Consider the following 12,251-nt stretch of genomic DNA (forward strand, 5'->3'; position numbering starts at 1 on the left):
CGACGTCGTCGGCCCCGAGCACCTGGCCGAAGCACTGCTCCGTGACCCGATGATCGAGGCCGTACGACGTGCCTGGACCAGCTGACGGCCCTGCGACGTCGGCTCAGCCGTGCCAGGACCGCCACAGGGCCGCGTACGCCCCGTCCGCCGCGACCAGCTCGTCGTGCGAGCCGAGTTCGCTGATCCGGCCGCCCTCGACCACCGCGATCACATCCGCGTCGTGGGCCGTGTGGAGCCGGTGGGCGATCGCGATGACCGTACGGCCGTCCAGCACCCGGGCCAGTGAGCGTTCCAGATGCCGTGCGGCCCGCGGGTCCAGCAGCGAGGTGGCCTCGTCCAGCACCAGCGTGTGCGGATCCGCCAGCACCAGCCGGGCCAGCGCCACCTGCTGAGCCTGCGCCGGGGTGAGCGCCGTACCGCCGGAGCCGACCTCGGTGTCCAGGCCGTCCTCCAGCGCCCGTGCCCAGCCGTCCGCGTCCACCGCGCCCAGCGCCGCCCACAGCTCGGCGTCCTCGGCACCCGTCCGTGCCAGACGGAGGTTGTCGCGCAGCGACCCCACGAACACGTGGTGCTCCTGGTTGACCAGGGCCACGTGCTCACGCACCCGTTCCGCCGGCATCCGCGACAGCCGGGCCCCGCCCAGGGTGACCTCGCCGGCACGGGGCTCGTAGATGCCCGCGAGCAGCCGCCCGAGGGTGGACTTGCCCGCGCCCGAAGGACCGACGAGCGCCATCCGGGTGCCCGACGGCACCGCCATCGACACCTGGTGCAGGACGTCCACGCCTTCCCGGTAGCCGAAGCGGACCTCCTGGGCCCGAACGTCCCGGCCGTCGGGCGCCACCTTCGCGTCCCCCGCGTCCGGTTCGATCTCCCGCACACCCACCAGGCGGCCCAGCGACACCTGGGCGATCTGCAGCTCGTCGTACCAGCGCAGGATCAGGCCGATCGGATCGACCAGCATCTGCGCCAGCAGCGCGCCCGTGGTCAGCTGACCCACCGACATCCAGCCCTGCAGCACGCAGTAGCCGCCGATCAGCAGCACCGAGCCGAGGATCGTCACGAAGGTGACGTTGACGACGGGGAAGAGGACGGTCCGCAGGAACAGCGTGTACCGCTCCCACGCCGTCCACTCCTTGATCCGCCGCTCCGACCGGGCGATCCGCTCCGGCCCCAGGCGGTGCGCCTCGACCGTGCGGCCCGCGTCCACCGTCTCGGTGAGCACGGCCGACACCGCGGCGTAGCCCGCCGCCTCCGACCGGTACGCCGAAGGCGCCCGCCGGAAGTACCAGCGGCAGCCGATCACCAGCACCGGCAGCGCGACGAGCGCGGCCAGCGCCAGCGGCGGCGCGGTCACGGCCAGGGCCCCGAACAGCAGCCCCGCCCACACCACGCCGATGGCCAGCTGCGGCACCGCCTCACGCATTGCGTTGGCCAGCCGGTCGATGTCGGTGGTGATCCGCGACAGCAGGTCACCGGTACCGGCCCGCTCCAGCACGCCCGGCGGCAGCCCCACCGACCGCACCAGGAAGTCCTCGCGCAGATCGGCGAGCATCTCCTCGCCCAGCATCGCCCCGCGCAGCCGTACCAGCCGCACGAAGAAGGTCTGCACGGCGAGCGCCAGCGCGAACAGCAGTGCCATGCGCTCCAGATGCAGCTCGCGCGCCCCCGCCGCGAGATCGTCCACGACCCGGCCCAGCAGGTACGGGCCGACCATGGAGGCGATCACCGCGACCGCGTTGACGCCCACCAGCACCAGGAAGGGCCGCCGGTGGCGCCGGAACAGGTCGCGCACATAGCCCCGTACGGTCGCCTGCGTGCCGACGGGCAGGGTCGCGGCCGTTTCTGGGGCAGCCGGATCGTATTCCGGCGGCGCCACGCCGATCATGCGGATTCCTCGATCTCTGTGAGTGCTTCTTCCAGCTCTGTCAGTCCGAGCCCGGCGAGCCGCTGCTCCTCGTCCGTCTCGCGGGTGACCACCGCCCGGTAGAGCGGCTCGCGGTGCAGCAGCTCGCGGTGGGTGCCGACCGCCGCCACCGTGCCGCCGTCGATCAGCACGACCCGGTCCGCGCGGTCCAGCAGCAGGGGCGAGGACGCCAGTACGACCGTGGTCCGTCCGCCGCGCAGGGCCGCGATCCCGTCCGCGATCCGTGCCTCGGTGTGCGAGTCGACCGCCGAGGTCGGCTCGTCGAGCACGAGCACCTCCGGGTCGGTGACCAGGGACCGGGCCAGTGCGAGACGCTGGCGCTGGCCGCCGGACAGGGACCGGCCGCGCTCGGTGATCCGGGCGTCCATCGGGTCGTCGACCCCGTCCGGCGCCGACTGCAGCAGTGCGTCCAGTACGTCCGCGCACTGCGCGGCCGCCAGAGCTGCGCCCGAATCGACCGCCCCGGAGGCCGGTACGTCGAGCAGCTCCCGCAGCGTCCCCGACAGCAGCACCGGATCCTTGTCCTGTACGAGGACCAGCCTGCGGGCGGTGTCCAGGTCGAGGTCGTCCAGGGCGACCCCGCCCAGGAGCACCGAAGGGCCGTCCTTCATGTCCCGGTCGCCTCCGCCTCCTCCGCCTCCGCCGCCGCCTTCGCTTCCGCCTTCGCCTTCGGCGCCGCCCCTGTCCCCGTCGCTCTGCTCCTCCACGGCATGGCCGCCGAGGCGCTCCGCCAGCCGGCCCGCCAGGTCCGGGTCCCCGCAGACGACGGCGGTGAACCGGCCGGCCGGCGCCAGCAGTCCGGTCCGCGGGTCGTACAGGTCCCCGCCCGCGGCCGGTTGCCCGACCGGCTCGGCCTGCGCGGGGCACTCCGCCGCGTCCGTCCGGGTCAGCGACAGCACCCGGGCCGCCCGCTTCGCGGAGGGACGCGAGAAGGAGTACGCCATGGCGATCTCCTCGAAGTGCCGCAGGGGGTAGAGGAGCGTCGCCACCGCGCTGAACGCCGCGACGAGTTCACCCACCGCGATGCGCCCGTCCAGGGCCAGCGAGGCGCCGTACCAGACGACCGTGATCAGCAGCAGGCCCGGAAGCACCACCTGGATCGCGGAGATCAGCGCCCACATCCGGGCACTGCGTACGGCGGCCTTGCGGACCTCCTGCGAAGCCTCGCGGTACCGGCCGAGGAACAGCTCCTCGCCGCCGATGCCGCGCAGTACGCGCAGGCCCGCGACGGTGTCCGAGGCCAGCTCGGTCGCCCTGCCGGCCTTCTCCCGCTGGATGTCGGCGCGCCGTGTGGCCCGCGGCAGCAGCGGCAGCGCGGCGAGGGCGACCACCGGCACGCCGACGGCCACGACCACGCCCAGCTCGGGTGCGTAGAACACCAGGCCGGCACAGACCAGGACGATGGCGAAGACGGCTGCGAGGAAGCGGGAGACCGCTTCGACGAACCATCCGATCTTCTCGACGTCGCCGGTGGACACCGCGACGACCTCGCCCGCGGCGACCCGGCGGGTCAGGGCGGATCCCAGCTCGGCGGTCTTGCGGGCGAGGAGCTGCTGCACGCGGGCCGCGGCAGTGATCCAGTTGGTGACGGCGGTGCGGTGGAGCATGGCGTCGCCGACGGAGATGGCGACGCCGATCAGGACGAGCAGTCCGCCGACGAGCAGCAGGCGGTTCGGCTCGCGGTCGACGACCGCGTCGATGCCCAGGCCCACGGCGTACGGCAGTCCGGCGACGCCGCCGAAGTGCAGCATCCCCCAGCCCAGGCTCTTGAGCTGGCCGCCGAGCTGACCACGTCCCAGCCACAGGAGGAAACGGGGGCCGGACCGAGCGTCGGGCACCCCCGGATCCGGATACGGAAGATCGCTGATCTGCATGACGCCCCATGACTGGTCGAGTGTTCCAAACCGTGCAAGGTTCGCCGTCCGTAACGGCGTCGGGCAATCGGTTTTCCGTCCGCCGGGGGCTGGGAGAGCGAGGTTTGCGCTCGCGGACGACCGCGCGATGCCTGGTCGCGGGGGTCGCGCACACCGGCGCTCACGGGCGGGTGGCGTGCTCCAGTTCGAGCAGGGCGGAGTAGTAGCGGCGCCCTGTGGCCCGGTCCATGCCGACCTCGCACATCCGGTTCGCCGACAGGTGCGCGTCGAAGGGCCGCGCGGTCACCTCCGCGGCCTCCCGCGCCGTCGCCGCGGCCGTCAGCTCCGGGTGCAGCACGCCCCGGTCGCCCGCGAAGGCGCAGCAGCCCGCGTCGTCCGGGACGACCACCTCGTCGGCGCAGGCCTCGGCGACGGCCCGGAGCTGCGGCTCGTCGCCCAGGTGCCGCATCGAGCAGGTGGGGTGGAGGACGGCCGAGCCCGCCGTGCGCCGGACCCGCAGGTGCGGCAGCAGTTCCTCCGCGGCCCAGACGACCGAGTCGACGATCCGCAACTCCTCGTGCAGCGCCCGGTTGTCCGCAGTGAGGTACGGGACCACCTCCCGCGCGATGCCCAGGGTGCAGGAGGAGGCGTCGACGACCAGGGGCAGCCGTCCGCCGGCCGTCCAGCCCCAGGCCGCCTCGACGATCCGGTTGGCCATCACCCGGTTCCCGTCGTCGTAGCCCTTGGAGTGCCAGATCGTCGCGCAGCAGGTGCCGGTCACGTCGCGGGGGATCCAGACCGGTTTGCCGGCCCGCTCCGACACGGCCACCAGGGCCTGCGGCAGCGACGGACCGGGCCGGCCCTCCGGGCCGCCGAAGATCCGGTTGACGCAGGCCGGGTAGTACACGGCCGCCGCACCCGGCCGCGAGGTCGTGGGCAGTTCCGCGGCGGCGCCCGGGATCTGCGGCAGCCACCGCGGAACCAGGTCCGGTCGTACGGCCCTGCGCGCGGCCCCTGTGACCGCTCCCAGCAGCCGGTCCCGGACCCGGTCGGGGATCCGGCCGGCGGTGGCGACGGCCATCCGGGCGGCGGCCTCGACGGCCCGGAAGCGCCGGGCGGCCAGCGCGGCGGCCGCCTCCTCGCGCGGACCGTGCCGGCGGTGGCGGAGGTCCTTCATCAGCGCCCCGGTGTCGATCCCGACCGGGCAGGCGAGCCGGCACGCGGAATCGCCCGCGCAGGTGTCCACCGCGTCGTAGCCGTAGGCGCCGAGCAGTTCGTCCAGCAGGGGCGAGCCCGGCTGCTGGCGGACCATCTCCCGGCGCAGCACGATGCGCTGGCGCGGAGTGGTCGTAAGGTCCCCGCTCGGGCAGGCCGGTTCGCAGAACCCGCACTCGATGCAGGGGTCGGCCACCGCCTCCACCCGCGGGATGGTCTTCAGGCCGCGCAGATGCGCCCGCGGGTCGCGGTCGAGGAGGACGCGGGGGGCGAGCACCCCGTCCGGGTCGACGAGCCGTTTGGTGCGCCACATCAGGGCGGTGGCCTCGGGGCCCCATTCCAGTTCCAGGAAGGGGGCCATGTTGCGGCCGGTGGAGTGCTCGGCTTTCAGGGAACCGTCGAAGCGTTCCACGGTGAGCCGGCAGAAGGCTTCCATGAAGGCGCCGTACCGCTCGACGTCGGCGGGGTCCGCGGCGTCGAAGGCGAGCAGGAAGTGCAGGTTCCCGTGGGCGGCGTGACCGGCGACCGCCGCGTCGAAGCCGTGCTGCGCCTGGAGTTCGAGGAGCGCCGCGCACGCCTCGGCCAGCCGGGACGGCGGCACCGCGAAGTCCTCGGTGATCAGGGTGGTGCCGCGGGCGCGGGCGCCTCCGACGGCGGTGACGAAGGCCTTGCGGGCCTTCCAGTAGCCGCTGACGGTCCGCGGGTCGCTGGTGAAGCGGTTGGTGATCGAGGGCACCGGGGCGACCAGGTCGAGTCCGTCGAGGGCCGCCGCCGCGCGGCGCGCGCAGTCGTCCCGGCCGGCCGCGTCCGGAGCCCGGAACTCCACGAGCAGGGCCGTCGTCGTCCCGGGCAGGCCGGCCCAGTCGGCGGGCACCCCCTCGACGCTCACCGAGGCCCGCAGGGTGTTCGCGTCCATCAGCTCGACGGCCAGGGCGCCCGCCTCGTTGAAGCGGGGCACTGCCGCGGCCGCGGCGGGCAGCGAGGGGAAGAACAGCAGAGCGGTGCACCGTTCGCGGTCCAGGGGGAGGGTGTCGAAGACGACCTCCGCGATGAAGCCGAGGGTGCCCTCCGACCCGACCATGAGGCCCCGCAGGATCTCGACGGGGGTGTTGCCGTCCAGGTAGGCGTCGAGCCGGTAGCCGGTGGTGTTCTTGATCTCGTACTTGGCGCGGATCCGGGCCGTCAGGGCGGGATCGGCCTCGATCTCCCGCTTGATCTCCATCAGTCCGCGGCACAGCGCCGGTTCGGCGCGCGCCAGTTCCTCGTCGGCCAGCGGATCGGCGGTGTCCACAACGGTGCCGCCGGGCAGCACGAAGGTGAGGGAGGACAGCGTGCGGTAGGAGTTGCGCGTGGTGCCCGCCGTCATGCCGGAGGCGTTGTTGGCGACGACCCCGCCGACGGTGCAGGCGATGGCGCTGGCCGGGTCGGGGCCGAGGACGCGCCCGTGGCGGGCCAGCGCGGCGTTGGCCCGCTGGACGGTGGTGCCGGGCCGGACGCGGGCCCGCCGGGCCTCCTCCAGCACCTCGACGCCGGCCCAGTGGCGGCGTACGTCGACCAGGATGTCCTCGCCCTGGGCCTGGCCGTTCAGCGAGGTCCCGGCGGCCCGGAAGACGACCTCGCGCTGCCGGCCGTGGGCGTAGGAGAGGACCGCGCAGACGTCGTCGACGTCCTCGGCGATCACCACGACCTGGGGCACGAAGCGGTAGGGGGAGGCATCACAGGCGTAGCGCACCAGGTCGGAGACCTTCCACAGCACCTTCTCGGCGCCCAGCAGCTCGGTCAGCTCGGTGCGCAGGGGCTCCGGGGTGCCGCCGGCCCGGTACGGGGGGACCCGGTCGGGGGAGGGGCCGCCGACGCTGCGCGGGCGCAGGGCCCCCGGTTCCGGTTCCAGCAGCGGCATGTGGGACCCCTCGCCTCGTCGCGGCCCGCGGGTGGCCTGTTCAGCAGGTGTGCTCCGCCGGGGCGTCCGACAGGGCGTTCAGCAGGCCGCCGAGCACCTCGCGCTGGTCGGCGGTCAACGGAGCCAGGATCTCCTCCGCCGCGTCGGTACGCGCGTTGCGCAGACGGCGCAGCGTGGCGCGTCCGCTGTCGGTGAGCTCGATCCTGATCACGCGCCGGTTCGCCGTGTCGGGCACGCGCCGTACGCACTCGGCCGCTTCCAGGCCGTCGACGAGGGTGGTCACCGCACGGGGGACGACCTCCAGCCGGGCGGCGAGGTCCGCCATCCGGGGTGGCTGCTCGCCCTCGTAATGCGAGACGAGGCGCAGCAGCCGACTCTGGGCGGGAGTGATCCCGAGCGGCACCATGTGGCGCTTCTGGATCCTGTGGAGCCTGCGCGTCAGGCGCAGGAGCTGTTCGGCGAGGAGGCGATCGGTGTCGGAGGCGGAGCTCATGCGGGAACGATATCAGGACCCCGTTCATTGTGAGTATAGGTAACAATGACCTATGCTCTCATGGCGCCCGCTCTTCGCCGAGCCGGCTCCGCGAAGACCTCGACCCCCGCCTCCTGACCCCGAGAGGGTGCCCATGCCGCACGACGAACCGAAGTGGACCCCATCGAACGACCCCCTCGATCCGACCCGCCCCGCTCCGGCCGAGCAGCCCCGGGAGCTGCGCCGGATCGTTGCGCTCTTCCGCCCCTACCGCGGCCGGCTCGCCGTCGTCGGCCTGCTCGTCTGCGCCTCCTCGCTGGTCGGCGTCGCCTCGCCGTTCCTGCTCAAGGAGATCCTCGACGTCGCGATCCCGCAGGGCCGTACGGGGCTGCTCAGCCTGCTCGCGCTCGGCATGATCCTCACCGCCGTCGTCACGAGCGTTTTCGGCGTGCTCCAGACGCTGATATCCACCACCGTGGGCCAGCGCGTCATGCACGACCTGCGCACCGCCGTCTACGCCCAGCTCCAGCGGATGCCGCTCGCCTTCTTCACCCGGACCCGCACCGGAGAGGTGCAGTCCCGCATCGCCAACGACATCGGCGGCATGCAGGCCACCGTCACCTCCACCGCGACCTCGCTCGTCTCGAACCTGACGGCCGTCATCGCCACCGTGGTCGCCATGCTCGCGCTCGACTGGCGGCTGACCCTGGTCTCGCTGCTCCTGCTGCCCGTCTTCGTGTGGATCAGCCGGCGGGTTGGCCACGAGCGCAAGAAGATCACGACGCAGCGGCAGAAGCAGATGGCCGCCATGGCCGCGACGGTCACCGAGTCGCTCTCGGTCAGCGGCATCCTGCTCGGCCGCACGATGGGCCGTTCGGAGTCGCTCACCGCCGCCTTCTCCGCGGAGTCCGAGAAGCTCGTCGACCTGGAGGTGCGCTCCAGCATGGCCGGGCGCTGGCGGATGTCCACCATCGGCATCGTCATGGCCGCCATGCCCGCGCTGATCTACTGGGCGGCCGGCATCGCCCTCCAGACCGGCGCCCCCTCGCTGTCCGTCGGTACCCTCGTCGCCTTCGTCACCCTCCAGCAGGGACTCTTCCGGCCCGCCGTGAGCCTGCTGTCGACCGGCGTGCAGATACAGACCTCGCTCGCGCTGTTCGCCCGCATCTTCGAGTACCTCGACCTGCCGGTGGACATCACGGAGCGCGCGGAACCGGTCCGGCTGGAGCGCGCCAAGGGCGAGGTCGCGCTGGAGGACGTGCACTTCACCTACGACTCCGAGAACGGCCCCACCCTCTCCGGGATCGACATCACCGTCCCCGCCGGGGGCTCCCTCGCCGTGGTCGGCCCGACGGGCTCCGGCAAGAGCACCCTCAGCTACCTCGTGCCGCGGCTCTACGACGTGACCGGCGGCCGGGTCGCCATCGACGGGGTGGACGTGCGCGACCTCGACTTCGACTCGCTGGCCCGCTCCATCGGGGTGGTCTCCCAGGAGACCTACCTCTTCCACGCCTCGGTCGCGGACAACCTGCGCTTCGCCAAGCCGGACGCCACGGACGAGGAGATCGCCGAGGCGGCCCGCGCCGCCCAGATCCACGACCACATCGCGTCCCTGCCCGACGGCTACGACACCCTGGTCGGCGAGCGCGGCTACCGCTTCTCCGGAGGCGAGAAGCAGCGCCTGGCCATCGCGCGCACCATCCTGAGGGACCCGCCGGTGCTCATCCTCGACGAGGCCACCAGCGCTCTCGACACGCGCACCGAGCACGCCGTCCAGCAGGCCATCGACCGCCTGTCCGCGGGCCGCACCACCATCACCATCGCGCACCGCCTGTCCACCGTCCGCGACGCCGACCAGATCGTGGTCCTCGACGGCGGCCGCATCGCCGAGCGCGGCACCCACGAGGAGCTCCTGCAGGCGGACGGCCGGTACGCGGCCCTGGTCCGCCGGGACCGCGACGCGGCGCTCGCCCCCGAGCCGCCCGGGGACGCGCAGCTGACTCCGGTGAAAGTGTGACCGTATGACCGGCCCACGCGGCGGATGTCGGGAAAACGTCGATCTGCGAGTTTCGCGGCTCAGCAGGCGGCGGACCTGGCGGACCGCCGCCCCTCCGGCGCGGTGGGCGCCGACGGTCGACGCCGACGGACCGTAGCCGACCAGGTGGATCCGCTCGTCACGGACGGCCCGGGTCCCCTCGACCCGGATGCGGCCGTCTCGTCAGACGGTCCAGCGTGCCGCGCGCACGGTGCGTGCGGTCACCCATGCGTACGCGGCGTCCGCGCTGAACTCCGGCTGCCCGCCCCGGAAGAGGAGCCCGGCGGACGCGAAGGCCGGGTCGTCCGCGATGTCCGGCGAGTACGGCACCACGACGCACCCCATGCCCGCGGCGCGGGCTGCCCGCGCCCCCGGCGCCGCGTCCTCCACGACCACGCAGTCGGCCGGCTCGGCGCCCAGCCGGCGCGCCGCCTCCAGGAACACGTCCGGAGCGGGCTTGCCCTGCGCGACCTCCTCGGCGGACACCACCTTGGTCAGCAGCGCGTCCAGCCCGGTGCCCGCCAGTACGGCGTCGATCGCCTCGCGCGAGGAGCCGGAGGCCACGGCCATCGGCACCCCCTCGGCGTGCAGCCGCTCGACGAGCCCCCGCATCTTCGGGAAGACCTCGGTCCGGGTGCGCGCGAGGTCGAGGTAGGCGGCGTTCTGCTCGGCGAGCAGCTGCTCCACGGGCGCCCCGATCCCGTACCGGTCCTTGAGGATCTCCAAGGTCTCCAGCGTGCCGATGCCGATGAAGCGGGAGTGCTGCTCCCACGTGAAATCGGGGACGCCGTGCCGCTCCAGAGTGCGGCGCCCGGACTCGAAGTAGTTCGGCTCACTGTCCACGAGGGTGCCGTCGAGATCGAATATGACGGAAATCATCAGATGTGCCCGTCCTGCCTGTCGCGTCCTGTCCCGGCCATCCTGTCAGGTTTTGCGGGCGTTCCTCCCCACCGCTTCGACCAGCGGCAGCAGCCGGTGCGGGACCCGCTCGCGCAGTGCCACCTCCGTCCGGGTGCGGACCACCCCGGGGAGCTGGATCAGCCGCTGGATCACATCCTCCAGATGGGCGTTGTCCCGGGCCGCCACGCGCGTCAGCAGGTCTCCGCCGCCGGTGATCGAGAAGGCCTCGATGATCTCCGGTACGGCGGCCAGCGCGTCGCCCACGTCGTCCAGATGGCCCTGGGTGACCTCGATGTGCACGAAGGCCAGCACCGGGTGCCCCAGAGCCGCGGGGGAGAGCACCGGTCCGCTCCCGGTGATCACGCCCGTGCGCTCCAGCCGGTCCAGCCGGGCCTGGAGGGTGCCGCGCGCGACACCGAGGATCCGGGCGTACTCACGGACGCTGGTGCGCGGCTGCTCGATCAGCAGGCGCAGGATTCTTGTGTCGAGCTCGTCCACCGCCATGCTGGGACTTTACCAACGGCATAGTTCAGCGCGATCGTTCCCGGCCAGGGGCCTGCCCCGTGTGCGGCGACGGCTGCCCCCGGTAGGCCAGGCCCGCCACCAGCACCGCGGCGGCGGTCGGCAGCAGCAGCCAGCCCACCGCGCAGCCGGCCCGGATCAGCAGCGCCCCGAGCGCCCCGCCGGCGAACATGGCGAGAACGGACAGACCGCGTAACTTCCAACCCGCCGTCCCGTACCCGTAGACGGCGTCGCGCCCCATGGCCGAGCCGCCGAGGAAGGCCGTCATGGACCGGGTGACCAGCGTCGTCGGCACACCCGGCAGGTTCGCGCGCATGATCGTGGTATTGCGCATGCCCATCGCCAGCGCCAGCACCGCCATCACCGTCAGGTGCCGCGCGGTCGGCGACCCGTACTGCGGCGCCAGCCCCCAGGCCGCGGCCGCGGCGGCCAGGATGAGCCCGGCCTCGACGATCAGGCCCATCACGAACCAGCTCCGCCCGCGCGACTGGGCCACAGCCTCCAGGTGGGAGCCGCAGACCACCCCGAGGACGAACGCGGCCAGCGAGAGCCCGGCGGGCAGCGTCGGCAGGTTGCCCGCATGCGCGGCGCCGAAGGCGAGGAACAGCACGTTGCCGGTCTGCATCGCCGTGAAAGCGGGGCCGAGCCCGAGCAGGCTCACCGCCTCGACCACCCCGGTCACCGCGGTCAGCGCGACCAGCAGCGCCGGCATGTGCGGCGGGAGCCGCGAACCGGCCGTCGCAGCGGCCTTCCGCTTCTCGTCCATGACGCCCGACAGTGACACGCCCGGAGGGTCCCGCGGTGCCGACATGCCGGAAGGCATAAGGTCCGGAGGGTGAGCGACCTGTTGCTGGTGAGGCACGGTGAGACCGCCTGGAGCGCCGCCGGGCGGCACACCGGGCGCACCGACGTACCGCTGACCGCGCGCGGGGTCGAGGAGGCCATCTCCCTGGCGCCCTACTTCCACGGCCGGCGCCCGGCGCTGGTGCTGACCAGCCCGCTGCGCCGGGCCGTCGCCACCGCCGAGCTCGCCGGGCTCCCCGGCGCGGGCATCGACTCCGACCTGTACGAGTGGGACTACGGCGGCTACGAGGGCATCACCACGGTGGAGATCCACCGGACCACGCCCGACTGGTCCCTGTGGACCCACGGCGTCCCGCCCGGCGACGCCGACCGCCCCGGCGAGAGCGCCGCCCAGGTGGGCGTCCGCGCGGACCGGGTCCTGGCCCGGGTCGCCCCGGTGCTGCGCGCGGACGACGGCGACGTGGTGCTCGTCGCCCACGGTCACTTCCTGCGCGTCCTGACCGCCCGCTACCTGCGCCTGGAGCCCGAGCACGGCCGGCTCTTCCTGCTGCGCACGGGCACCGTCGGCACGCTCTCGACGGAACACGGCCTCCCGGTGATCGCGGGTTGGAACGCCCGTACCTGAC

The 12,251-nt window shown here is 73.3% G+C and carries 9 protein-coding genes and 1 pseudogene; 2 read left to right on the forward strand and 8 right to left on the reverse strand.

All coding sequences use genetic code 11. The features are described 5' to 3' along the window. Positions 1–103: 103 nt before the first annotated feature. The 4 genes from ACFWFZ_RS00495 to ACFWFZ_RS00510 all read right to left on the reverse strand — a co-directional run bounded on the left by ACFWFZ_RS00495 (position 104) and on the right by ACFWFZ_RS00510 (position 7,385). Complete coding sequence (locus ACFWFZ_RS00495; RefSeq protein WP_387114402.1) at positions 104–1,885, reverse strand: ABC transporter ATP-binding protein; 1,782 nt, start codon at positions 1,883–1,885, stop codon at positions 104–106. Then, positions 1,882–3,798 carry an ABC transporter transmembrane domain-containing protein gene (locus tag ACFWFZ_RS00500; RefSeq protein WP_387114405.1) on the reverse strand — a complete coding sequence of 639 codons (1,917 nt, stop codon included), beginning with the start codon at positions 3,796–3,798 and terminating at the stop codon, positions 1,882–1,884. Before ACFWFZ_RS00500 ends, ACFWFZ_RS00495 begins: the two co-directional genes overlap by 4 nt. Positions 3,799–3,958: 160 nt before the next feature. Continuing rightward, positions 3,959–6,892 (reverse strand): FAD-binding and (Fe-S)-binding domain-containing protein, encoded by a 2,934-nt coding sequence (locus tag ACFWFZ_RS00505; RefSeq protein ID WP_387114408.1) that lies wholly within the window; start codon positions 6,890–6,892, stop codon positions 3,959–3,961. Between the two features lie 40 nt (positions 6,893–6,932). Then, positions 6,933–7,385: a MarR family winged helix-turn-helix transcriptional regulator gene (locus ACFWFZ_RS00510; RefSeq protein ID WP_387114411.1), complete on the reverse strand. Its 453-nt coding sequence runs from the start codon at positions 7,383–7,385 to the stop codon at positions 6,933–6,935. 133 nt (positions 7,386–7,518) lie between these two features. Between ACFWFZ_RS00510 and ACFWFZ_RS00515 the strand changes: the two genes are divergently transcribed. After that, positions 7,519–9,381 carry an ABC transporter ATP-binding protein gene (locus ACFWFZ_RS00515; protein ID WP_387114413.1) on the forward strand — a complete coding sequence of 621 codons (1,863 nt, stop codon included), beginning with the start codon at positions 7,519–7,521 and terminating at the stop codon, positions 9,379–9,381. Between the two features lie 51 nt (positions 9,382–9,432). Here the strand turns inward: ACFWFZ_RS00515 and ACFWFZ_RS00520 are convergent. The 4 genes and pseudogenes from ACFWFZ_RS00520 to ACFWFZ_RS00535 all read right to left on the reverse strand — a co-directional run. Beyond that, a pseudogene (locus ACFWFZ_RS00520) lies at positions 9,433–9,576 on the reverse strand (pyridine nucleotide-disulfide oxidoreductase); the annotation flags it as partial. A 6-nt stretch (positions 9,577–9,582) separates the two neighbouring features. Then, positions 9,583–10,278: an HAD family hydrolase gene (locus ACFWFZ_RS00525; RefSeq protein ID WP_387114415.1), complete on the reverse strand. Its 696-nt coding sequence runs from the start codon at positions 10,276–10,278 to the stop codon at positions 9,583–9,585. 45 nt (positions 10,279–10,323) lie between these two features. Further along, positions 10,324–10,803 carry an Lrp/AsnC family transcriptional regulator gene (locus tag ACFWFZ_RS00530; RefSeq protein ID WP_030027502.1) on the reverse strand — a complete coding sequence of 160 codons (480 nt, stop codon included), beginning with the start codon at positions 10,801–10,803 and terminating at the stop codon, positions 10,324–10,326. A gap of 25 nt (positions 10,804–10,828) precedes the next feature. Then, positions 10,829–11,605 carry a YoaK family protein gene (locus ACFWFZ_RS00535; protein ID WP_387114417.1) on the reverse strand — a complete coding sequence of 259 codons (777 nt, stop codon included), beginning with the start codon at positions 11,603–11,605 and terminating at the stop codon, positions 10,829–10,831. 51 nt (positions 11,606–11,656) lie between these two features. Between ACFWFZ_RS00535 and ACFWFZ_RS00540 the strand changes: the two genes are divergently transcribed. Further along, the gene (locus ACFWFZ_RS00540) at positions 11,657–12,250 is read left to right on the forward strand and encodes a histidine phosphatase family protein (protein ID WP_387114419.1); all 594 of its coding nucleotides are present in this window, start codon (positions 11,657–11,659) and stop codon (positions 12,248–12,250) included. Position 12,251: the final 1 nt, after the last annotated feature.

The sequence above is a fragment of the Streptomyces sp. NPDC060232 genome (assembly GCF_042726555.1).
GTDB lineage: Bacteria > Actinomycetota > Actinomycetes > Streptomycetales > Streptomycetaceae > Streptomyces.